General features: G+C 58.2%; 21 protein-coding genes, 1 tRNA gene and 1 pseudogene. 11 read left to right on the top strand and 12 right to left on the bottom strand.

Annotated features, from left to right (window positions below; translation table 11 throughout):
* Window positions 1–45: 45 nt before the first annotated feature.
* Window positions 46–813: an alpha/beta fold hydrolase gene (locus WOC76_RS14380; RefSeq protein ID WP_341388791.1), complete on the bottom strand. Its 768-nt coding sequence runs from the start codon at window positions 811–813 to the stop codon at window positions 46–48.
* Between the two features lie 160 nt (window positions 814–973).
* On the opposite strand from WOC76_RS14380, the gene WOC76_RS14375 reads away from it, so the two are divergent.
* Both WOC76_RS14375 and WOC76_RS14370 read left to right on the top strand, forming a co-directional pair.
* Window positions 974–1050: transfer RNA gene (locus WOC76_RS14375), tRNA-Arg, on the top strand.
* Between the two features lie 123 nt (window positions 1051–1173).
* Complete coding sequence (locus tag WOC76_RS14370; RefSeq protein WP_341105931.1) at window positions 1174–1938, top strand: polysaccharide biosynthesis/export family protein; 765 nt, start codon at window positions 1174–1176, stop codon at window positions 1936–1938.
* A 53-nt stretch (window positions 1939–1991) separates the two neighbouring features.
* On the opposite strand, the gene WOC76_RS14365 is transcribed toward WOC76_RS14370, so the two are convergent.
* On the bottom strand, window positions 1992–2285 hold the full coding sequence (locus WOC76_RS14365; protein WP_341105933.1) for a DUF3011 domain-containing protein: 294 nt from the start codon (window positions 2283–2285) through the stop codon (window positions 1992–1994).
* Between the two features lie 223 nt (window positions 2286–2508).
* Here WOC76_RS14365 and WOC76_RS14360 point away from each other — a divergent pair, with 223 nt between their 5' ends.
* The 3 genes from WOC76_RS14360 (at window position 2509) to WOC76_RS14350 (ending at window position 7011) form a co-directional block, all read left to right on the top strand.
* Window positions 2509–4920 (top strand): DUF4838 domain-containing protein, encoded by a 2412-nt coding sequence (locus tag WOC76_RS14360; protein WP_341431463.1) that lies wholly within the window; start codon window positions 2509–2511, stop codon window positions 4918–4920.
* 402 nt (window positions 4921–5322) lie between these two features.
* Window positions 5323–5721 carry a hypothetical protein gene (locus tag WOC76_RS14355; RefSeq protein ID WP_341105938.1) on the top strand — a complete coding sequence of 133 codons (399 nt, stop codon included), beginning with the start codon at window positions 5323–5325 and terminating at the stop codon, window positions 5719–5721.
* Between the two features lie 600 nt (window positions 5722–6321).
* Window positions 6322–7011 carry a response regulator transcription factor gene (locus tag WOC76_RS14350; RefSeq protein WP_341105940.1) on the top strand — a complete coding sequence of 230 codons (690 nt, stop codon included), beginning with the start codon at window positions 6322–6324 and terminating at the stop codon, window positions 7009–7011.
* A 137-nt stretch (window positions 7012–7148) separates the two neighbouring features.
* Here WOC76_RS14350 and WOC76_RS14345 read toward each other — a convergent pair whose 3' ends face one another.
* Window positions 7149–7862 carry a LuxR C-terminal-related transcriptional regulator gene (locus WOC76_RS14345; RefSeq protein WP_341105941.1) on the bottom strand — a complete coding sequence of 238 codons (714 nt, stop codon included), beginning with the start codon at window positions 7860–7862 and terminating at the stop codon, window positions 7149–7151.
* A 510-nt stretch (window positions 7863–8372) separates the two neighbouring features.
* Window positions 8373–8693 (bottom strand): NepR family anti-sigma factor, encoded by a 321-nt coding sequence (locus tag WOC76_RS14340; protein ID WP_341105943.1) that lies wholly within the window; start codon window positions 8691–8693, stop codon window positions 8373–8375.
* Window positions 8694–8865: 172 nt separating this feature from the next.
* On the opposite strand from WOC76_RS14340, the gene WOC76_RS24355 reads away from it, so the two are divergent.
* Window positions 8866–9228, top strand: a complete 363-nt coding sequence (locus tag WOC76_RS24355) for a bestrophin-like domain (RefSeq protein ID WP_445928468.1) — start codon at window positions 8866–8868, stop codon at window positions 9226–9228.
* Window positions 9167–9622, top strand: a pseudogene (locus WOC76_RS24350) (bestrophin-like domain); the annotation flags it as partial. The gene WOC76_RS24355 and the pseudogene WOC76_RS24350, both read left to right, overlap by 62 nt.
* A gap of 34 nt (window positions 9623–9656) precedes the next feature.
* On the opposite strand, the gene WOC76_RS14335 reads toward WOC76_RS24350, so the two are convergent.
* From WOC76_RS14335 to WOC76_RS14320, 4 genes are all read right to left on the bottom strand, one after another.
* Window positions 9657–10460: a cyclase family protein gene (locus WOC76_RS14335; protein ID WP_341431462.1), complete on the bottom strand. Its 804-nt coding sequence runs from the start codon at window positions 10458–10460 to the stop codon at window positions 9657–9659.
* A 256-nt stretch (window positions 10461–10716) separates the two neighbouring features.
* Window positions 10717–11040 (bottom strand): hypothetical protein, encoded by a 324-nt coding sequence (locus WOC76_RS14330; protein ID WP_341105947.1) that lies wholly within the window; start codon window positions 11038–11040, stop codon window positions 10717–10719.
* A 116-nt stretch (window positions 11041–11156) separates the two neighbouring features.
* A complete protein-coding gene (locus WOC76_RS14325) occupies window positions 11157–12131 on the bottom strand; it encodes an outer membrane protein (protein ID WP_341105949.1) in 975 nt (324 codons plus the stop codon).
* A gap of 333 nt (window positions 12132–12464) precedes the next feature.
* On the bottom strand, window positions 12465–13178 hold the full coding sequence (locus tag WOC76_RS14320) for a LuxR C-terminal-related transcriptional regulator (RefSeq protein WP_341105950.1): 714 nt from the start codon (window positions 13176–13178) through the stop codon (window positions 12465–12467).
* A gap of 238 nt (window positions 13179–13416) precedes the next feature.
* Between WOC76_RS14320 and WOC76_RS14315 the strand changes: the two genes are divergently transcribed.
* Entirely contained in the window at window positions 13417–13791 is a 375-nt protein-coding gene (locus tag WOC76_RS14315) for a hypothetical protein (protein WP_341388779.1), read from the top strand.
* 213 nt (window positions 13792–14004) lie between these two features.
* Here WOC76_RS14315 and WOC76_RS14310 read toward each other — a convergent pair whose 3' ends face one another.
* The 3 genes from WOC76_RS14310 to WOC76_RS14300 form a co-directional block, all read right to left on the bottom strand.
* Window positions 14005–14259 carry a hypothetical protein gene (locus WOC76_RS14310; protein WP_341105954.1) on the bottom strand — a complete coding sequence of 85 codons (255 nt, stop codon included), beginning with the start codon at window positions 14257–14259 and terminating at the stop codon, window positions 14005–14007.
* A gap of 28 nt (window positions 14260–14287) precedes the next feature.
* Complete coding sequence (locus tag WOC76_RS14305) at window positions 14288–14629, bottom strand: hypothetical protein (RefSeq protein ID WP_341105956.1); 342 nt, start codon at window positions 14627–14629, stop codon at window positions 14288–14290.
* 127 nt (window positions 14630–14756) lie between these two features.
* The gene (locus WOC76_RS14300; RefSeq protein ID WP_341105958.1) at window positions 14757–15059 is read right to left on the bottom strand and encodes a hypothetical protein; all 303 of its coding nucleotides are present in this window, start codon (window positions 15057–15059) and stop codon (window positions 14757–14759) included.
* 394 nt (window positions 15060–15453) lie between these two features.
* On the opposite strand from WOC76_RS14300, the gene WOC76_RS14295 reads away from it, so the two are divergent.
* Window positions 15454–18933, top strand: coding sequence for an outer membrane beta-barrel protein (locus WOC76_RS14295; RefSeq protein ID WP_341105960.1), 3480 nt, complete (start codon window positions 15454–15456; stop codon window positions 18931–18933).
* 135 nt (window positions 18934–19068) lie between these two features.
* Here the strand turns inward: WOC76_RS14295 and WOC76_RS14290 are convergent, their stop codons facing one another.
* Window positions 19069–19821: a response regulator transcription factor gene (locus WOC76_RS14290; protein ID WP_341388774.1), complete on the bottom strand. Its 753-nt coding sequence runs from the start codon at window positions 19819–19821 to the stop codon at window positions 19069–19071.
* 203 nt (window positions 19822–20024) lie between these two features.
* Between WOC76_RS14290 and lldD the strand changes: the two genes are divergently transcribed.
* Both lldD and WOC76_RS14280 read left to right on the top strand, forming a co-directional pair.
* Window positions 20025–21170 (top strand): FMN-dependent L-lactate dehydrogenase LldD, encoded by a 1146-nt coding sequence (lldD, locus tag WOC76_RS14285; protein WP_341105964.1) that lies wholly within the window; start codon window positions 20025–20027, stop codon window positions 21168–21170.
* 26 nt (window positions 21171–21196) lie between these two features.
* Window positions 21197–22840 carry an adenylate/guanylate cyclase domain-containing protein gene (locus tag WOC76_RS14280; RefSeq protein ID WP_341431461.1) on the top strand — a complete coding sequence of 548 codons (1644 nt, stop codon included), beginning with the start codon at window positions 21197–21199 and terminating at the stop codon, window positions 22838–22840.
* The last annotated feature ends 15 nt before the right edge of the window (window positions 22841–22855 follow it).

Below are 22855 nucleotides of genomic sequence, written 5' to 3'. Positions count from 1 at the left end.
GCTTCTCCTGCGGCGGCTATATAGCGTTTCTGCCACGTTCGCGCATCAGGGCCGTTCTGCGAGGAATTCGAGCGCCGCCTGCTTATAGATGCGGTCCCCGACGGCCCTGTTGTGGTCGCGGCCGGGGATATCGACGATCCGCGCATTGCGAAACAGGGGCTCGAGCGGGGAGGGATCGCCGGCGACGTCGTCCCGCGTGCCGACGCAGATCAGCACAGGACACTCGATTCCGGCGAGGAGGGCGGGGTCGATGGCCTTGCGCGCGCCCCGCACGCAAGCCGCGAGCGCCCTGAGATCGCTACGCGTCGACTCGGCGAAGCCACGGAAAATCTTGAGCATCGAATTGTCGACATCCTCGATTCGCTCGGCCTCCATCGCCTCCGCGAGACCGCCGGGAAGTCCAGCCTCCTGCACGAGATATTGGCCTATTCCGCCGAGAATCAGCGAGCGCACCCGTTCCGGCCGGGCGAGAGTCAGCACGGTTCCGATTCGGCCTCCCAGCGAGTAGCCCATGACGTCGGCTCGGGCGATCGAAAGGTGGTCCAGAAGATTGGCGGCGTCCTGCGCCATCAGATCGAGCGCATACTGCGCCGGGTCGTAGAGCTTTTGTGAGCGACCGTGACCACGATTGTCGAACGCGATCACGCGGCGACCGTCTTCCGTCAGCGTCTTGACCCATTGGGTAAAGAGCCAGTTGACGGCATGAGTCGAGGCGAAACCGTGAATGAGAACAATCGGCTCCCGCCGGTCTTCGCTAAGGGGCTCGAAATCCGAATAGGCAATCTCGACGCCGTTCGAGACGAAAGTTTCCATCGCAAATCCTGTCTGGCAGCATTTTACTTAAAGGCTCGCGAAGGCCGCGCAAGGCGCGAGCGGCCAAAAATAACGGCCTTGCCATTCGCCTCGCTTGTCGCTAAACGGTGGCCATCCGCAGCGCAGCGGCCCCAAGCGGGCCCCTTCAGCGCAGCGGCGGGCGCCCGTAGCTCAGCTGGATAGAGCACCAGACTACGAATCTGGGGGTCAGAGGTTCGAATCCTTTCGGGCGCGCCATTGAAATCAAAAAAACCAAACGAATCAAAAGCCGTTGCCAAGGCCAGGGCGCGGCGACGCAGAGGCTCCTCTCAAGCTGTCGCTTTCAAATTTCCGGTATGAGGAGTATTGCCTGATGGTTCGTTGGTTCAGATCGGTGGTTTGAAAATGCCGCTTTTCGCGCAGCTTGCCAAAGCCGTGGGGGCCATCGTGCTTTCAGGCGTTTTCATATCGGGTTTGGGAGGCTGCAACGGGGTGCCAGGCGACGGAGCGACCATGGCCGCGCCCGAGCAGCCGGAGGCCGCCGCCGCGAGAGTGGAAAACAAATACGCCGCCTCGACAAGAGCTGGCCCGAGTTATCTGATCGGGCCCATGGATGTCCTCGAAATCAATGTTTTCAAGGCTCCGGACCTTTCGAAATCCGTCCCCGTCTCTGAAGATGGCGTCATCAACCTGCCATTGCTTGGGGGAGTGCCGGCAGCTGGCAAGAGCACAGCCGAACTGGAACGCGACATCCAGAGGCGCCTCGACGCGGGATATATGCGTTCTCCGCAGGTGAACGTAATCGTGAAGGAATTCAACAGCCAACGTGTGACAGTCGAAGGCGCGGTGGCGAATCCCGGGGTCTTTCCGTTGCGTGGGCGGGACACACTCGAACAGGCGATCGCCAAGGCGGGGGGCGTGGACCGCGATGCCGCATCCGACAGTGTGACGGTCTTCAGGCTCGTGGATGGCTCCCGGAGAAAGATCTCCTACGATCTCGGGGCAATCCGCGGTGGCCAGGCTGAGGATCCGGAGGTCGCTCCTGGAGACCTGATCGTGGTGGGGGAAAATGCCGCCAAGGTGGGTCTGTCGCTTTTTGTGAAGGGAGCGCCGATCGCAGGTTATGGCGTTCGCGCAGTAAAGTAGGCGAACCGGCTCGAAGAATTTCGGTCCCAGTCCCGAGCCGGCGCGCCGGCCTGTCATCGACCCGGCTTCGCCAGCAAGCTCCGCCACCAAGGGCGGGCATGGGGGTCCTTGTAGGTAAAAACCGCCCGGCACCCCATGTCGACCCAAACCCCCTCGCTGTCGACGCCCCAGGTATCGCCCTTTTGGCAGGCGCCTTCACGGTCTAGCTTGAGTTTCACCTTCATTTTGTTGGCGTCCGGCAGAGCGCAGCGGTTGAGTTCGCCACTGATCGAGTTGCACGAAATCTCGCCTGCGTTCGCCGCAGACGTTATTGCCGCCGCGAGCATCGCGGCCTTGATGTTTCTCATTCTCCTCCCCCGGATCGCGCCGTGCTCAGTCTCAGCTAAGACTCCGATCAATCGCCGCTGACGCAGTCTCTCAGATAATCAGACGCCTCAAAATCTACACTTTAGGAGGCCTTCCTATTTTTCACGTTTAGACAGACGGATGCAACGGAGCCGGAGAGACGCCCGCAGCGGAGGCGTCCGTATTTCACCTTTGCCAGATCGTTCGCTTTCAGGAGAATTTCCCATGCCGATTGGGCGGATCATTGCGCTTCTATTCATCACCGCTCTTGCGATCACAGGCGGTCCGACGCATGAGGCGCTTGGGGCGACGGCTGGATTGCGCGGCTCTCAGCCGCTGAATATCGTCGATGGCGGGAAGAGCGCCACCGCGATCATCGCCTCGCCAAAAGCCGGGCGCTTCGAATCCCAGGCCGTTAACGATTTGCAGAAATACATCGCGCTGATGACGGGCGTCGCCTTGCCGATCGTCAATACGCCCGAGTCGATCGAGAAGGCTCTTGCGAGCGCACGTCCATTACTGATCGTTGGACAGGCAGCCGTGGAAAACAACGCATCTTTCAAGGCGAAGCTCGCGGCCGTCGTCAAATCCGATCCTCATATCAGGGCGGATGGGATCGGAATGCTAAGGGATGGCAATAAAATATTTCTCGCCGGCGCCAATGATGAAAGCCATTACTTCGCTGTCGCCGAGCTCCTGCGCGCCTGGGGGGTCCGGTGGTTCATGCCCGGACAGTTTGGGGAATGCGTGCCGCAGGAAACAAGGCTCGTAGTCGACAATCTGAAAGTCTTCTACGCGCCTCCCTTCGAGTTGCGTTCCTTCTGGGTGTCGTGGTTGGGAGAATCCAGCGGAGTAACGGACTTCCAGCTTCGCAATATGATGGTGGACAACAACGCAAACGTGCCGCCTGCGGGCCACGCTCTCGGCCAGTACACAGCAGGACTTGGAAAGAGCGTCTTCGAGATTCCCCTGACTGATTCCAATACAGCCGACCATGTCGCAAAGGCGACCGAGAAGCTGTACGCGGCTGGCAAAGACTTCTCCCTCAGCATGGAGGACGGGCTGTATACCGCTACGGCCGCGAGCGACGCCGAACTCAACAAGCTGCAATGGGACAAGTATTCTCTTCGGCCTTCCGTCAGCGACGCCATGCTCGCGCTTCTCAATGGCGTCGCCCGGCGCCTCCGTGAGAGCCATCCCGAAAGCCGATCAAAGATCGGATTTCTCGCTTATTCGAATATGTTCCTGCCTCCAGTACGCACTATCATGCTGGAGCCGGCGCTATATGGAATGCTGGCGCCGATCGACATCGATCCGATCCATTCCGTACAAGACCCACGCTCTCCTCCAAAGCAGGAATATCTCGGCATACTTAAAAAATGGGCCGATATAACGCATGGTCGTCTGACAATTTATGATTATGACCAATCGATGCTCGTCTGGCGGGATCTTCCAAACCCAAGCCATCAGGCGTTTGAGGAGGATGTAAAGGCGTATCGCGACGCGGGCGTGCTCGGAATAGCAACGGAAAGCCGGATGGCTCTCGCGACCACGTTCACCAATCTTTACTTGCGTGCGCGGCTGATGTGGAATCCGGACGCCGACGTTCACGAATTGCTTGAAGATTTCTACGCGCGATTTTTCGGGCCGGCGCGGGAGCCGATGCGGGCTTACTGGTCCGAGATTTTCGACGCCTGGGAAAAAACCATCGTCACCGAACACGAGTATTTTGTTGCTCCCGCGATCTACACGCCGGAGCTTGTAGAGCGCCTTGGCCCCTTTCTTCAAGAAGCGGAGAAAGCGGTCCAGAAACAGCCCCTCTCCAAAAACGGAGAGCTTTATGTAGAGCGGCTGCGTTTCGTTCGTCTTGGATACGAGACAATGAGGAAATATGCGGAGATGGTGAAAGCCGCCGCGAGCGATTTAGACTTCCAGAAGGCCGTTGCTGCAGGTCAGGAGGGGCTTCGGGCGCGGGATGCGCTCACGGAAATGAACAAGGCGTTCACTGCCTCCCGGCTCGAATCGGGAACTGCATTTTGGAGCGGTGAGGTCCAGCATTATCAGGAATTGCTTTCCTGGACGAATGGCGAAAAAGGGCGCCTTCTTGCGCCGTTACCTTTGGAGTGGAGCTTCCACCGGGACCCAGATCGAACAGGCAAGGACCGCGGGTTTCTGAGCGACCCTGTCGATCTGTCATATTGGCGCGCGCATCGTCAGGACTATGACCTGGAAAAGTTGAAAGATTACCCTCCGACCGAGTGGGAGATGATCCGAACCGACCTTTATGTGCAGGCGCAAGGGATACGGCATCCTGACCAACAGAGCTTCACGGGCGACATCTGGTACCGTACTCAGATTCGTCTTTCTGCACGGCAGGCCGTCGCCAATCCGCATATCCTTTTTCCCGGCCTGTTCAACGCATGTGAGCTTTTCATCAATGGCGCAGAGGTTGCGAAACGTCAGCAGGTCGAGCCATGGTGGGTGAACGATTACCGCTTCGAGTGGGACGTGCCGCTCATTAACGAACTGAACGCAGGCGACAATACGATCGCGCTACGTTGCCACAATACGCATCACATGGGCGGCATGTTTCGCCGGCCGTTTCTTTACACGCCCGTGAATAGCGGCGGAGGTTGATGGCGCCGCTGCTCGCCTGCTCTGGAGAGAGGGGCTTGCGACTGCGGCTGTAGTTTATCTCTACAGCCTGTGCTATCCCTTGCGTAGGAAACCTCAAGACTGGCGGGCTCATGCGGATTTTGGTTGTTTGTCTGATTTTCACGAGCTGCGTGGCGGGCGCTCTTGCGCAGGAGATAAACCCGAATGTTCTGGCTCCTGCGGCGCGCCAGGCCTTGCCCAGGGGAGAGGTGGTCAGTGAGCCTCCACAGCGCGCGGTTCCGCATGGCGTGATGCGGGGCGCACCCCGATCGGGGAAACTGCGACGTGTGAGGCCCGCTCCCCCCAGGCCTCCCATCGCAGATGGCGAGGGACCCTTTTGGCCTTGGGATTAACAAGCGAAGTTACGTTTAATCTGGCGCAGTCATGCTGTTTTATGTCGGAGCCTTCATCACGGTTCTTTTCGGCGTAGACATTGCCGCGCAACTGCTCGGCAATGGACCTCAGGCATATATCGGTGGTCCAATTGGCGCCTTGCTATTCTTTCTGATGTATAAACTCATTCAATCTCAAGCAGCACATGGCGACATCCTGGATCTCGGACACGCCGGTCTATTGGATCAGGGGCATTCGACGCCGCCCCCGCTTCCTCCGGAAATTTCGAACAAAAGGCTGGATGACAGACCTTCTAATAAGTGGGAGCAGCTTGCTCCTTCGCCGCATCGTCAGCCGAGTGAAAAAAGGCGTCGTCGTCGTCAAAGTCGGAGAGAACCGACGACGATTGTCGAACGATTGAAGGGCATTTTGCGGAACATGAGCGGGTAGGGCACGACGAGCGGACGCCGGTGGACCGGCCCTGCTGGGGCTTTGGAGGAGCTGTTTCGTCAGTTGGCGAGCACGGCTGGGCCCGCCGACGAACGGCTACGCTGATGCTTGAGCGCGGCGAGAGACGGCAGCAGAGGCTGAGGCTCTGGTTTCTATGGAGCTGTCGTGCTATTGCGGACGCCTTGCAGTCAGGATGTGGGGCAGCCGATGCGGATAGGAGTTTTCTGCTTAGCTTGTGGCGCGTTGTATGCCGGTGTCGCTTCCGCGCAACAAGTGATAAACCCGGTTGTGCTTGCGCCTGCCGCTCGGTTCGTGCTTCCCAGGGGAGAGATCAAGGTCACATCTCAGCAAGGCGGTTTCCAAAACGCCAAACAGAGGCGTTCCAGCGTCGCACCAAAGAGGCTCTCCGAGGACGAGAGATCTCCGTTCGACTGGCCCTGGGGAATCGACCTCTAACTGGGAGCGTCGCGGTGAGAGTTCGAGTGCGTTGCTCAGGACGCGCGAGGGAACCAAGATTCTGCGACATTCTGACAAAGTGAATGGCGTGATCGTCTCGTTTAGTTTCAGGTCAATCATTTCAGGCGATTCCGAGAGGATTCCGTGGCCAGACAAATTCGAGGTGATTACTTCGGCGAAACCCTTCCCGCCGATTCGACCGTCGAGGTCCTCCTTCCGACCATCGTCATAATCGAAACGAGGGCCTTCATTCGCGATTGTTTGGCCTTGTGCCTGCGTGAAAAGCTGGGGCATCCCGTGCTGACGTTTCCAGATATCGATAACTGGGAGCAGGCCCGACAGACAGTTCCGGTCGGCGCCATATTGCTTGGCAATATTGATGCGAAAGAATCATTCGTATTGTCCGACCTGTTCACCGATGACCTCGAGGTCCCGGTCATCGTCTTTTCAAACAAGACGAGCCCGAACAATGTCGCCAATATTCTTCGCAGCGGAGCGAAAGGCTATATTCCGAGCGATACGCCGCTAGAAATTGTGGCGCGAGCGATCAAGCTTGTCCTTGTGGGTGGCGTTTTCATACCAGCCGATGCAGCCTTGGAGATGTGGGAGAGTAATTCGCCGGAATTGGCGCGAGCTCAGCGCGGGCCGAATTTCACCGCACGTGAGAATGAGGTGGTAAAAGCGCTGTTAAAAGGAATGTCCAATAAGGTTATAGCCCATGAGCTCGGCTTGAGCGCGAGCAGCGTGAAGGTGCATGTCAGCAATGTAATGAGGAAGCTCAACGTGCACACCCGCACCGAGGCAGTCCTGAAGCTCGCCGAAATCATGTCGTAACTGGGAGCTATCTCATAAGATGTAAACGAGTTTCATTGGCATAGTTTAGCTTCAAGAGCTTTGTTTCGTTTGCGTGGGCTGCCAACTAACCATCTGAAAAAAGGGCCGTCTCCGACTTAGCGAAAGCTGTGCCCTTTTTACTGTCGCTCAGGCCGGGCGATGATGTCAGCAATTTTGACCACCGCTTCAGTGCGATTGCGAACCTGCAGCTTGCGCATGACGTTACGGATATGCACCTTCACGCTGCTTGCGCTCATGCCAAGTTCATGTGCGATTACTTTGTTGGATTTTCCCTTCAACAAGGCTTTCACCACTTCGTTTTCGCGGGCGGTGAAATCCAGTTTCGCGTCTTTTCGGGTCGGATCGGCGCGAGCGCTTTGCCACATTTCCTTGGCGGCCTGTGCTGGGAGGAAGACGCCGCCAGACAAAACCAACCTTATGGCTTGAGCCGCCACCTCTAGAGGGGTGTTGCTTGGGATATATCCTTTCGCCCCATTGCGAATGACGTGGCTCATCTGGTCCAGGTTGAAATTGTCTGAGAGGATGACGAGCGGAACGGGTTTTTGCTCCGCGTCGTGCGAAATATCAGACCCCGTGATCTCGATTTCTCTGTCTATTCCACTGAGAATCACGATGCAGGCGGAAGAGCCCGCGGGGTCCTGTGTCCAACTCTGCACGGTCGGATAAGCGAGAACTGGCAGAGCCAGTTTCTTCTGCAGGCTAAGCGCGATGCATTCCCGGATGAGGGATCTCGCCTCTACGATGACGACGGAGGGGGTAGTCGCCGTCATCGTCAGTTCAAGGCTGCCTACCTCGTTCAGGCGAATCTGTTCCTGAGCCTCTGCGATCATCTAATCCCCCTTTGGGCCTACGCCTCTGTAGTGTAATTTTCACGTGTTCAAACAGTAGGCGTTGGACTGAAAAGCTATCTTCAAGTTCCTATGATGGGCCTGTGAAATGTCTCTATTGTAACGGTCTTACGTTACCTTCTATTTTGGTGTCCTGCCAAGAAAGCATCGCGTCTTGAACAATGTTCTGGTCCGCATGTTGCGACCTTGCAACATATTAAATCCTTGTGGTTCGTGGGGATTTGGATAATTCAGCGCAAACGCTGCAGGCAGCCACGGGGGGGGGCTGGATCACTCGGCCCAGAGGGGCTTCTCGATCAGGCTAAGCTTCTGCCGGACGGGCCTTTCGTGGCGCGCACTTTTGGTCTCATGCATCAGCCCTAAGGCGGAGCGATGAGGTGGCTGTTTGCAGCTTCGTGAGCCTAAACGACGAATATCCTCTCTCGCTTCGTCGTGCGTGCGAGCGCCGCGAACGGGGTTGCGACACGGTCAAGACATTGTTGCTGCGATGCCTTAGCGGCCCGGACGAGCGTCCAATGCTTCAACAAGCGCAACAAGACGCTCGGGAATCGGCTGGCTCAGCAAGAACTCATAGTAATTGGAAAGCTCGCGCCCAAGCTGGTCGAGCGGTGCTTCCTTTCGGCGCGATGCGATGAGATTCGACGCCTGATCGCCGCGCAGGGGCGCTTTCGCCCCAGCGGCTTTGCCTGCCCGCCGAAGCAACGCAGAACCAGCCAGGCTATCATAGGATTTGATGGATCCCGGCCCCTTCGTGACTTGGGGAGCGACGAGATCATTCGGGCCACGCGGTTTGCCAAATTCCAGGAGATTCATCGGGCGCCTCGAGTCTCTTGCGCAGGGCTAATAATTGGAATCCCGAGCGAACGCTCATGCGATTGTTTAGGTAATCGTGAATACGTTAATTATCCGTGAAAGATTTTAGGGCCTTCGTCTTTTGGGCCCGGTCTCTGGTCCCTGAGCGATTCTTATACCCTCGCGAAACCATATGGAGAGGCGCGTTGCTATCCTTATGTTCCCTCCCGCTCTGGCTCGGGGCGTTTGTTACCATTTTAGCGCCGACAGCCCTTGCAATGATGGGCCCCTTCCTCGTTCGCAGCGCTTCACGCTCTCCGTCCTGTCGAAGAACAGCGATATTGCCGGCTTCAAATTTGCGACCATCGGAGTGATTTACGCGGTGATCCTTGCCTTTGCGATTGTGTCAGTCTGGGAGAAATTCAACGAGGCGGAATTGCGTGTGTTAGAGGAATCAGGAGCGGCACACTCGTTTTCGTCTTGCGAGTGGGGGAGAGGCAGACGCCGTCGCGACACGCGCCGCGTTACAGCAATATCTCTCCAGCGTCGTAGATGACGAATGGCTGCGGATGGCGCGAGGCGGAGAAAGCTCGGATGCGACCAGGGCTCTGGAAGCTCTCTATGTCGCTTGCGTTCGATTCGTGGCCGACAAGCGGCCGGCGATCGACGTGGAACCCATGAAGGAGCTCGGAGCCATCACAGAGGCCCGGCGCGGTCGTCTTCATCTTGCAACGGGTGCCGTTCCGCCCGCGCTTTGGATCATGCTGCTCTGTGGAGCGCTCGTGACAATAGGCTTCACTTACTTCTTCGGCATGGAAAATCTCCGCGCTCAGTCTGTGATGATGGGGCTATCTCCTTCATCATTTTACTCGGACTATTCGAGATCCTGTCCTACGATCATCCATTTAGCGGAGACGTTTCCGTCGATCGGCATCCGATACACGTATTGATCGAGAATTTTCGAGAGAAGTGAAGGAAGAGACTCTAGCGAGGCGCAAAGGCGATGACCCGCGCCGGCGCGCCAGAACCTTGTGCGATCTTCATTGGCATGGCCATGACGACCGCGCCTGTCGCCGGCAGCTGGTCGAGATTTGCGAGATTCTCGAGCCCGGGGACATTGGCAGCGCTGACAATGCGGTGAACCATGAAATCCTGTGAGGGACCGATATCGATGCTCGCTGTATCGAGTCCAATCATCGAAACATGACGGTCGCTGACGAGGAGCGTCGCGGCCTCGGGTCCGAAGGCGGGAAAATGGAGGTTCGTGGCCACTCCGGGTGTGTCATCGCCGAGATAGGCCTTGCGGTGCGGCCAGCGTGCGCTCCAGCCTGTTCGGAGCAGGACGATCGCTCCGTCCGGGATGCGACCGTTGTTTTTTTCCCACTCCTGCACATCGGCAGGGCTCAGCGCATAGTCTCTGTTCTTCGACGCCTTTTCCGAAATGTCGATTACAACGGCGGGACGTATGAGCCTGTCGAGCGGAATCTCGGCATTCGTCCAATGATTCTCAGCGAAATGCATCGGCGCGTCTATATGTGTGCCGCCATGCTCGGGTGAGCAGAATGTGTTCGAATAGTAGAAAAAGCCGCCTTTGGTCAGACCCTTGTGCTCTTGCTTGAGCTGGAAGCCAGTGGGTTCCGTCGGCCAGTAAACAGTATTGGCGTCGTAGGGGTGGCTGAGGTCGATAACCTTCGAGGCGGCGAGATCGATGGTCTGCGCCCGTGCGCCGCCGTAGCCCACGCTAGCCGCCATCGCCGCTAGAATCGCTCCCGTAATCCTGCGCCTCATTGCCCCTCCCCATCCATCGGCGGATTGTGCCGAGAGGCTAGCTTGCCCTGTCGAAGCGGCTTTGCCAACCAGGATGAGGCGCGGAAAGTTATGGGAAGCTGATGGGAAGGAAGCATCTCGACCGTTGGAGATCAGACGCTTACTCGCCATGACTGTCTGCAGGATCGTGTCGAGCAACCTCGTGCGGGACAAAGGAGCGTTCATCGTGCAGAAATTTAATCAACCGCATCGTTATCACGCCCCTGACCCACATGGATCATGGTTGCGAGAACGAAAGCGGCGCCAGCGGCTTAACCGGTGAGGTCATGATGTGCTGGCCCAGATTTACAATATCTACCTTCCCCGCCTGATAGACCGTCGCATCATTGCTCAGCTTGTCACTCGGTTTGCCCAGAGCGAGTTGTTGAACAACATAGATGTTAACCGGACCATTCTGCTGAGTGGTTAGCGTATTATTCTGCCCCGTCTGCACGCCGGTGGTAACCGACACGAAGGGGGTGCTGTAGTTGTAGATCAAGTCAAGCGCATGAGACGGAGCGCTTCCGGCGCAGACGAGAATGGGAACCAGCCAGTATCTCATTTCTACAACTCCACACGTTTGGCACAGAGAAGACGCATAACGCTGTAATTCGTTGAGGATCGTGGCCTTTGGCCACGATCTCAAAACATACGCCCAGCTGGGCGTATCGCTACAATTCAGTATTTGGCGACGATCGGCGCAGGGGCGCCCCAGTTGAAGTGATAATTCACTCCGGCCCGGACGACATTGCCATTGAGACGGGCTCGCACCTGACCGCCGAAGATGGCGGGGTCCGGAAGGAGCGAAGCAGGGTTGACGGAGCTCATCGTGAAGTCGTCCGAAACGGAGCCAAGGTCATAATACAGATACTCGACCTTGGCTGACCAGTTCGGCAAGAACATCCACTCAAGCCCGCCGCCGGCCGTCCAGCCGGTCGCAACCGTCGAGATGTTTACGCCGCCCACGCCAGGCCCTGTGAAGAGGTTAGCCGGGCTGAGGGGAGTGGGGCCAGTCGATGACACGGCCGTGAGTGTGTTCAGCGTCACCCCGCCATAGGCGAAGCCGCCAGTGCCGTAGACGAGCAGCGTGGGAATAACGGCCCAGCCAATGCGGCCACGCACGGTTCCGAGGTAATTGAGGCTCCCGCGCACGCTGGTGAGGCCGGAGAAGGAATCGCCAACAAGGGGGCCAAGCAGGCCAGGAACGGCGACGTTGGTGACGACGCTCCGGGAGGCGCTGCTCGCAGCCACACCCTGGAAGTCGGCTTCCATGCCAACAACGAAGTTATTGTAAAACTGCCAGTTGTAGCCAATCTGACCGCCGCCGATGAAGCCGCCGTTGTTACCGGAGTTGAAGCCTCCGGCGGACGCGGCCGTGCTGAAAGCGGCGAGGTAGTTGCCCTGATCAAAAATGAAAGCGGAAGGCAGCGCCCAGAACGGACCGGCGCCAAGAGGGGAAACAGCAATGGTCTGATTGTTGCTGTTGGCCCACGTGCCGCCGGCGTTAAGGCCGACGTAAAAGCCGGTCCATGTCGGGGGCGGCGGCGGGGGCGGCGGAAGAACCGGCGGGGCCTTTCGGGAGGGCAGGTCGGCGGCAAGCGCAGATGCGGCTGTCAGCGCGAAAACCGTGGCGGAGAGAAGCGTCTTTCTCATTGTTCGAAAACCCATCCTTACTTATCCGCAGATGTACAATGACTTCTGATTAATCGTTACAGATTGATGCTATAAAAGCAAACCTGATTCACCTCTTTCGTAAACATTCCATCCAGTCGTGTTTTCCAGGCCACAGTAGGCCGGCTTACGGTGTAGCTCTAGTTATATTGTGAAGGTTAAGCTTGGTCTCGGGAGGGGGCGCTACGCCTGCATGGCAGTGATGTCGCAGCGCCGGTGAAGGGCTGGTCGGGAGGCGCTTTGAAAGAGGATTATTCAGAGCGCTATTTCCAAGAGCCGGACGATGCAAACATCGGACTCAGGGCATGCCGTCAGTTATTTCGAGAGAGAGATGGTAATAATTTCAGATAACTTGGTGACCGCCTCAGTGCGGTTGCGCGCATGAAGCTTACGCAAGACGCTGCGAATGTGATATTTTACGCTGCTTTCGGCCAAGCCGATATCATAGGCGATCACCTTATTGGATTTGCCTTTTAGCAGTGCTGCCACGATTTGGTTTTCCCGAGTAGTGAAATCCTTCGGTGCGACACTCTGCGCGCTGACATCGGCATCGTCTGTTTCACCCAAATCCAGGATATGCGCCGGGACGAAGCAGCCTCCAGCGAGCACCAGCCCGATTGCTTCGGAAGCGACTTCCAGCGCCATCCCGGTGGGGATGAACCCCTTGGCGCCGTGACGCAGCGCATCGACAACGCTTTGCATGCTGGGGTTGTCGCAGAGGATAATGACGGGGAGACATGCGTGTCGGCTGGAAGAAAGCTCTCGGAGGGCGTCGTAGCATCTTGCGGCGTTCTCGCCTTCCATCCAGAGGAGAACCAACGCGCAGGCTGAAAAACGTTCCTGGGCCGCACTCCAGCTCGTGATATCCGGATAGGTCGCGATCGGCAGCGCGAGTTTTTCCTGGAGGCTCAGAGCCAGACACTCCCGGATGAGCGTCCGGGGATCGATGATGGCGATCATGTGAGATTGAGACGAAGGCGCGAGATCCTTTTCCCCATTTTCCCCGGTTCTTGTCAGCGCCTTTGTCATGCTATTCCCCGCGTGTGCGTGGAGAATAGGTGGAGGAGTTTCAAATAAGGATTTCCCAGGAACTTAAAAATTTATCCTTTCCCACGGGAAATCTGTATTTTGAAGGGTGGCGGCGGGTCAGTGGATTTGTTTTGCTAGCCAAGGAACTAAACTAGGGTCGATAGCGTTTTATACGTAAGCGTCGCTTTCCGCGGGAAGGCCGCATCTGGCCTAACTTCTCTCAGAAGGAAAGCTGGTCATGACCAGCAGTGTTCAAATTCGGTGGCGCGTGGTTATCCTGTTGTCATGCGGTTTGTCGTTCAGCTATGACATTGCGTGCGGTCAGGTTTTATCCCCGTTACTTCGTACGCCTGCACAGGCCACAATCAAGCAGGCATCTTCGCCCTTGGAGCCGCCGGCAGTTTCTCCGCAGTATCAGGCCGCGTTTCCGGCGAACGTACTTCTGCAGACGGATGGATTTACAACAATTGCTTCTGGACAAACAATAAATCCGACCGTGCTCGCTCCCTCGGCCCGGAAGGGATTGCCGCGCGGGTTCATGCTGGTGTCGCCCGCTAGAAATGTGTTAGCTGCGCCGCGCAATCAGAAAAAATATCAGACAATCCTGCATTGAGACGGGGCAGGCGTCCGACAAATTCCACACTGCCGCAGCCCGCGTTTCATGTTCATGAAACACGAGGCTGAGCACTTTCGATCGGGCTGGCGCGAATTAACGGGTATGGCTGCGCTCTACGCAGCAGCCTGGGAGGTAGATTTCGAAGAAAAGTCGGCAGGAGCACAATGAGGGCAGGAAACTTCTGAAGTTCTACGGCGCTCGGCGTTTTTGCTACTTCTCAGTTTCCTGGGAGCGCGTGCGTTGAATGATTACCGCGCTGCTATTTCTCCCCTGCTGCTTGACGACCACACGTCCAGGGCCCGACTCGATTTGGGTTTCGGTTTTGCCATCCCCCGGGCTCGTCTGGATGACCGTAACGGAGCTGCGCGAGTTGTTGGACTCGCTGACGACGTTGATCTCATTCGCGAAGGTGTGCTGCTTCATGCTGATCAGGATCACTATTAGCAGTGTGGCGCGGAGCTTCACGTCAGCGGGCCCATTTTTTGACGCCCGATCAAGGATGACCGAAAGACGGGAAGGGGGGCAGAGACTCGATGTGTTGGCCAAGGCCCGTGTAGCTTTGGGGGCCATATTGACCGACCGTCGCATCATTGCTCAGCGAGCTGCCTGCTTTGCCGATCGCCACCTGCTGGACGCCAACAAAGTTGACGACACTGTGCTGCTGTGAGTCAAGGGTATTATGCTGGCCGAGCTGCACTCCGGCGGTGGCGCTCACCAGCGGATTGTTGATTTTGACGCCGATGAGGCCAGGAGACGTGCCAAGGCCAAGCAAACCATCTGCGTGCGCCTGGGCTGCGCTGGCGCACAAAAGAACCGGAATAATCCAATATTTCATTTTCCCGCTCCGCTTATTCCGTCGACCTTCGCGGCGCGACGGGCAGGGACGCAATTCCCTCCGACGAGGGATCGTGGCCGATAACGGCCACGATCCATTCACTCCGAGCTATTCAGCCCGTCTATGCTCAGTGCGAGCCGAAGCTCAGCGGAACCTGGGCCTGGATCACGGTCGCCTTGTTGATGGCTTCGCCGCCCTTGCTGGTGTTGCCGATCGACTGGCTGATGTCGGCCTTCTGCGACAGGTCGGAAGACTTGCCGGCATTGACCGGAACCTGAGCCTGGACGACGAACGCCTTGTTCAGCGCGAAGCCGCCCTTCGAGGTGTCGCCGATGGACTGGTTCAGCTTCAGCGCCTGGCTGAGGTCGATGGCGAAGGCAAAGTTGGCGGACAGGGCAAGAATGGCGGGAACGATAATGAGCTTCTTCATGGAACTCTCCTGATTTTTGAGAAGCTTTCGAAGCTTCACCCAAACACATACGCGCCATGTGCGTAAGTGAATAGGCGCCCTTTCGGCTAAGACGGGACATAATTCCGCCCCAAAAGGTCTAAGCGGAGGCGCCCAAACGGGTAAGGTTCGATCCTGTAACTTAGCAATAAAGCTACTGTAATTCGGCTCGAAAAACGCACAAGCTTGGCAGTAAAGGTGTTGCAGAAAAATCGCATCGCACAGCCAATTCATAGTCATTTGCAAAGGAAGCTGGCTTTAGTCAGTATCTTCCGGTTACCGTCTTGTTTAGATCATGAATTGAATCGGGCGCAGTTCCTTGGCTACGCAAAAAAATCGTTTGGATAACCGGTGCTTGCGCCGCGGAGGCTGTGTCTTGGCCGCCGTCGTCGCCGGCACGACTCAGTTCGCGGCCAGGGCGGAGGCGCAGGCTTTCAACCCGACCGTCCTTGCTCCTGCGGCAAAGCTCCCGCCAGCGCGCGAGGTGAGAACAACCGTCGCGCGCGACCGTCGGGCGCTTCAGGCGCCGGCCGGGGCCGAGAATAAATTCGTGACCGTCCGAAGCGTCTCGATCAACGGCGCCTTTCCCGAACTCGCTGAGAAAAACGCTGCATTCGCGCAGAAATTAGAGGGCAAGCGGCTCAGCGTCGCCGAGATATACCAGGCCGCGTTCGAGCTTCAGGCTGCCTATACGAAAGCGTTTCCTCTCTCCACGCTTTCGGCTCCCAGGCCCGAATTCGACGGTGGAGTCGTTCATCTCGTCGTGACTGACGGCGTCATCGAGGATATCGAGATCAACGGCGCTTCGGAGAGCACCGCACAGCTCGTGCGTGCGCGCCTCGAGCCGCTTGTTGGTCATCGTCATTTGACGGGCGCCGAATACGAGCGGCGGACCATATTGGTCGGCATGATCGCGGGCGTGAGCGGCGTGGCGACCGCGAAACCCGGTGCGAATGACGAAGGCTACGTTCTCGCCATTGCCGTCAGCGAAAACCGAGTCACCGGGGCTTCGGTTGTCACAAATCGTCTGCCAAAGGATTTCGGGCCGTGGGAATTCGCGCAGGCGCTCGCGGTCAATAATGCTTTAGGTATGGGCGAGCAGTTTTCGGGCGCCGTTTCATCGAGCCCTGATGTGGATCGTTATTTCGACGGGACTGCCAAGAGTCAGGCCTATAGTTTCGATGTCGCGGTTCCGGTCGGCATCGATGGTCTTGCGGTCGGCGGCGGTTATCTCGCCGCGCGTTCTCGCGCCACGCCGCTGTTTTCGCCGCTCCCTGCAGATCTGCTGAATGCGGGCGAACGATCGACCGGCATGTTCGATCGGGCCAATGTGAAGCTCGGTTATCCGATTATTCTGCGCACCGACTTGACTCTCCGCACGCAGATATCGTTGGAGCACATCAACAATCGCAACCGTTACGAGCCCCTGCCGCTTGGTCTGGCCTTCACAAGCCTCGGCCTTCTGCCCGTCAACGACGTCAGCCGCGATCGTTATACCGTCACGAGACTGGGCGCCGAGGGCAGCTATCGGCTTCCCTGGCTGGAAAACGCAACGGCCAGCGGCCTCATCCTGTACGGTCTGGGGCTCGGCGGTCGCGTGGGCAGTCTGGACTACGCATTCGGTCCGCCGCTTTCACGCTTGTACGCCAGTCCTGTATTCAATCGACTCAATCTGAAGGGTCGATTGGATATTGGCTTACCCGAACAGTTCTTCTTCTCTGCGATCGGCCGCATGCAGACGAGCTTTGGCAAGCCGCTGATGCTTCCCGAGAACTTCATTATGGACGGCGCGGAGGCCGTGTCGGGGTTTGCATCCGGCACGCTCAACGTGGATCGCGGCGTGACGGCGCGCGCCGAGCTGACCCGCCCTGTGACTCTCCAATTCCTGGGATTCAATCACATTGTCGCCCCCTACATCTTCGGCGCCTGGGGTAGCGGCGTCGTCGAGAATCGCCCGCCGGGACTGTTCCGCAACCTTTGGGCTGAGACCTTCGGCGGCGGCATCAGAACGGACACGAATTTCACGGACACCCCTTATGGCGAGTCTCTGGCCATCGAATTTGGACGAGACTTTTCGAATATTCCGTTCCGTGAGACTGGCTATCGCACCAATGTGAGCTACGCCATGCGGTTCGCGGGCAATCCGCTGAACCCGGACGCGACTCCGACCTCCAGAACCGGCGTATTCAAGAGCGGCCCGCCAGACGATGCGCCAGCGCCTGCTTTCTGGCAGGGTTTCTATGCCGGCCTGAACGCGGGTTACACTTGGGATCCCCGTCCGGCGATTGCGACGTCCGCCTGGCCCGCCTCCACAGCGATCGACGATGTGCTGATGGTCACCGGGGCAACTCCCTTCCCCGCTTACTGGGAAGCGTCTGCGCGTGGCGTAAATGGTCAATCGCTCTCCGCTGGCGGCGGTTTCTTCGGTGGCGGGCAACTGGGGTACAATCTCCAGCTCAACAGATTCGTGCTGGGCCTCGAGACGGACATGCAGGGGGCCAATACGCGCACCAGGCATGTGCTCCAAAGCTACAATCCGGCTGGCATTCTCGGCAGTTATTTCGTCGATTACGCTGGGACGTCGATCTACCACACGAAGTCGGTCGATTGGCTCGGCACGACGAGGGGGCGCGCAGGTTATCTCGTCACGCCGACGTTCCTTGCCTATGCGACTGGCGGCGTGGCCTACGGCGGCGCACGAGCCAGCAGCGTCGCATTGCAGGGTTGGGGCGGGCCGATTCTGGGGTCGATTCTCCAGGCTCCGGGCGGGTCGGGGCAATATTCTGGCACGAGAGCCGGATGGACGCTCGGTGCAGGCCTCGAATGGATGTTCGCCCCGAACGCCAGCTTGAAAGCCGAGTATTTGCACTATGACCTCGGCAGCACGAACTACGGAATTTCGCCTCTGGCGACGGTCGTTCAGCCCGACAATCTCAGCAACGTCCTCGGCGTAAACGCCTACACACAGTTCAGGGGCGACATCGGCCGGATGGGTCTGAACTACCATTTCGGCGCGAAGCCTGCGGAGGCGGCGTCGACGCCGCCCGCGACCTTCACCTCTGGCTTTTACGCAGGCTTGAATGTGGGCTACGGATGGGACGCGTCTCCTGCCGTTTCCTCCAGCGCGGCGCCGATGGCAAACACGCTCGACCAGGCTTTTGCGTCCAACCTTGGTTCGATTGCGGCGCTGACGGCGACAGGCAGCGTCAAGGCGAATGCGAATGGGGCCTTGGGCGGCGGCCAGGCTGGCTACAACTACGTCCTGGATCGTTATGTCGCGGGCGTCGAGCTCGACATGCAGGGCGCCAGCCAGCAGGGTCAGGGAGGCTTCACCGCTGCGGCTCCCTTCACAAGTGGGGGGACGTCTCTTGGAGCGACCGGGACGTCGGTTGCAATCGAAAAGACGCTCGATTGGTTCGGCACGGCGCGCGCTCGCGCGGGGTATCTCGTGACGCCATCGATCCTCGCCTTTGCGAGTGGCGGCTTCGCATATGGTGGAATGACGCTACAGAATCGGATCGCCCATACCACGGACGTGCTTCCCTTCTTTGGCGCCCTCTATCAATCCACTAGCTCTGTGGGCCACGCCTCTACGGCGAGGATAGGCTGGACGCTCGGCGGCGGCTTTGAATGGAAATTCGCGCCCGAGATGAGTCTGAAGGCCGAATATCTCTACTATGATCTCGGACGGGCCGGCGCGACGGGATCTATCGTAGACTCCACGAGCACGGGGGCCGGCGCCTTCCTGAACATTGCGGGCGTGACCTCGAGCACCCGGTTCAACGGTCAGATCGCCCGCGTGGGATTCAACTATCACTTCGATCCCACCGCGGCGCTACAGCTGATTGTCAAGTAGTCCGAGACCATTCGCCCACCGAGGGAGGATGGCGCGCAAATTTCTGGCTCCCGGGCGGGCGCGCTGGCCGCGCCCGGCTCGGATATGTGGTAGCGCGCCGCCAGCCAGCACTGAGTCTGGGCTGGGCGCCTCCCTTCACCTCAGGGCGCCAAGCGCGAGAACGGCGGCCTGGTTTTCTGACTGGCCGGCATGTTTTTGAATGAGGGCGGCAAGCGCAATCACCGCCTCGGTCCGATTGTGCACGCCCAATCTTCGCATAATGTTTCTGATGTGTACCTTTACGCTGCTCTCGCTGAGATTGAGCTGATGAGCGATCAGCTTGTTAGACTCACCCTTTTGCAGCCGTCTCACCACGTCGTATTCACGCGGCGTGAATTCCAGTTTCGAATTTTTCAACGCCATGCACTCGGCTTTGTCGTCCTCGTCCATGACTATGCTTGCTGGAATGAAAACGCCGCCCGCCATTACGAGCCTTATTGCGCGGCTGGCAATCTCAAAGGGGGTGTCGCTGGGAATGTAGCCTCGCACCCCGCGTTTCAAGCTTCTGGCGATCTGTTCCTTTTCATCATTGTCTGAAAAAACGATAACGGGAATCTCGCGCTGCCTTCGGCACAGATTTTGAAAAATCCCCGATTGCTCGCCGCCATCGTATCCGGTTCCGCTAAGGATGACTGCTGAAGCTGATGAACCCGCCGGGTCCATATCCCAACTGGTCAAGTCCGGGTATGTGAGAACCGCCACTCGAAGTTTATTCCGGAGGCAGAGAGCAAGGCATTCTCCTATCAATGCCCTATTTTCGATGACCGCGATGCATGGCGAAAATGATGTATCTGTGGGTGAATTTTGGAATGAATCGTTTGAAAAAAACTCTTGCGCTTCATCCGTCATCTTGACCTCCTACGCAAGCACTAACTCAACGAAGTAAACTGTAGCTCTATGATCAGCATTTCAAGTAAGCTTCGATAATTGGGTGAAGATCAAAAAAATTCAAGGACCGCGGCTTGCAAAGCTTTAGCAAACGCGGCGTAATGGACCGCCCGCAGGCGTGGGTCGAGCCTTGCCGGCGACGCCCAAATCTCGAGGTTGCACGCGTGATCATCTCCTCCGCTTCGGATTATCGCGAGGCCGCCCGCAGGAAGCTTCCGCCGTTCCTGTTTCATTACATTGACGGCGGGGCTGGTTCAGAGACGACGCTGCGGGCGAATGTCGCTGACCTCGCCGCGATATCGCTCCGGCAGCGCGCTTTGAAGGGGGCGGCTGACACAAGCCTGGCGACCGAATGGTTTGGCCGACCGTCGGCGCTGCCGCTCATCCTGGCGCCGGTCGGACTCGCGGGGATGTTCGCGCGCCGGGGCGAAGTGCAGTTGGCGCGCGCGGCGGCGGCGGTCGGCATTCCCTCGACGCTATCGACTGTCTCGGTGTGTTCGATCGAAGAGGTGGCGGCTCAAAGCCCGCAACCGCTCTGGTTTCAGCTTTACGTGTTGAAAGACCGCGGCTTCATGCGCGACGTTCTGGAACGCGCCCGCGCGGCTGGCGTGACGACGCTGATTTTCACCGTTGATTTGCCCGTTCCGGGACCGCGCTATCGGGACGCGCATTCGGGGATGTCGGGTCCCTATGCGTCCGTGCGGCGGTTATGGCAGGCGCTGACCAGGCCCGGCTGGGCCTTCGGCGTCGGTCTGACGGGGCGTCCGCATGAACTCGGCAATATATCGGCCTATTTGGGACGCCACGTTGGACTCGAGAATTACATCGGCTGGCTGAACCAAAACATGGATCCCTCGATAGGCTGGTCCGACCTCGAGTGGATACGCGATTTCTGGAAGGGTCCGCTGATCATCAAAGGGATCCTCGACCCTGATGATGCGCGCGACGCTTTGCGCTTCGGCGCCGATGGGATCGTCGTATCGAACCACGGCGGTCGCCAGCTCGATGGCGCGCTCTCGACGGCCAGCGCTTTGCCGGGGATTGCGCGGGCTGTGGGCGAGCGACTCGTGGTCTTCGCCGATTCCGGTGTCCGCTCGGGTCTCGACGTGATCAGGATGCTCGCGCTCGGCGCGAAGGGCGTGCTCCTGGGGCGCGCCGCGGTTTACGCGCTTGCCGCTCGCGGACAGGTCGGAGTCGAGAACATGCTCGCGATTTTCGAAAATGAAATGCGCGTCTCCATGACGCTTACTGGCGTCGCCTCCATTCGCGAGATCGACGAAAGACTCCTCGCCAATCATGCGCGCGCTTAGACGCAGTAACAAGGGCAGCCCCGCACATGCGGTTACGACATTTCTTCATCCTCTTCTTCACTCTGGCGATCGCGCTCGCAGGCGCGAATCTCTACATCGGCGTCCTCCTCGAGGAGGTGCAGAATGAATTGGAGGCCGAGCAGGCGCGTTATTTTCAGACATACAAGCTTGCGGAGGAGCTTCGTGCTTCATCGGAATATCTTACGCGCTTTGCCCGCAAGTTCGTCGTGACGAAGGATGCGAGCAGGCTGCAGTATTATCAGGACATTCTCGATATTCGGGACGGCAAGGTCGCAGCGCCGCCAGACTACAGTAGTGTCTACTGGGACCTTGTCACCGGCAATCTCATTCCCGAACCGAAGCTGTCGGCGCGCGGCGCACAATCTCTCGAAGACCGGCTGTTGCAGACGGGCATAACAGCCCGAGAATTCAATTTGCTCAAGGAAGCGAAAATCCGCTCGGACAAGTTGGCGGGACTCGAGCTGCGCGCGATGCACGCGGCCCGAGGCGAGTTTCAGGATGACGAAGGAAATTACACGAGGAGGGGCGCGCCGGATCAGGCGACGGCGATCCGTATCCTGAACGATGAGAACTACAGCAAGGCGAAAGCGGGGATCATGAAGCCGGTCGCCGATTTCATGGGGGCAGTGGATAGCCGGCACAAAACGACGCTTTCCGCGCTAAACGCGCGGTCAGACGAGCTGGTGCGCGCCAATACGATCGTCGCGGTTCTTTTCGTTGTTTCGATCGTCGTGGCGATCGCCGTCCTGGTGTTTCATTTCATGCGGCGTGGCGCAAAATTGATGGCCGCGGTCGAAATGATCGGCGGCGGCGCGCTCACGCAGAAGGCAGGCGTTTCAGGTTCCGACGAGATCGGAATGTTGGGTGACGCCATCGACATGATGACGGAGCGGCTGCATATGGCTTTCGGGCGTCTGGAGGAGAAAGTCAGAAAAGTGGAGGAAACCTCCTCGGAGCTGCAACAGGAGCGCGACCGCTCGGATAAGCTCTTGCGGAACATATTGCCGGCGGTGATTGCGGAGCGACTGCAAAATGGCGAAAAAATGATTGCCGACACCTATCCAGAGGTCACCGTGCTCTTCGCCGATATCGTCGGCTTCACCTCGGTCGCTGCGAAACTCGGCCCTTACGAGACGGTGCGCATGCTCAATGATATTTTTGGCCGCTTCGACGAACTCGTGGAAAGCTACCACCTCGAAAAAATAAAGACGATCGGGGACTGCTATATGGTCGTTGGCGGCGTGCCGGACCGAACGCCGCTGCATTGTCAGCGCATCGCGCAATTTGCACTGGACGCGATCAAGACGATCGACGCCTATTCGAAAAACTTCCCTATGCCGCTCCAAATCAGGATTGGCGTGCACACGGGAACAGTCGTCGCCGGAGTCGTAGGAAAAAGAAAGTTTTCTTACGATCTCTGGGGGGAGGTCGTGAATATGGCGAGCCGATATCAATCCACTGGGCGACCGAACAAGATTCATGTGTCGGACGCGGTTCATTTGCGTCTTGCGGACGACTTCGCATTCGAGGACGCGGGCGTGGTCGAACTGAAAGGCCATGGCGCGGAGCACTGCTGGTTTCTGACTGGTGAAAAGGCCGCCTCGGCAGAAGTCATTGAGCTGCGCCAGAGAAGGGCGGGGTCTGAATAACCGTCACGGCTATGC

Source organism: Methylocystis sp. IM3, from assembly GCF_038070105.1.
Classification (GTDB): Bacteria; Pseudomonadota; Alphaproteobacteria; order Rhizobiales; family Beijerinckiaceae; genus Methylocystis.
Note: the sequence above shows the minus strand (reverse complement) of the source record. Positions and strands in the feature narration are given on the sequence as shown.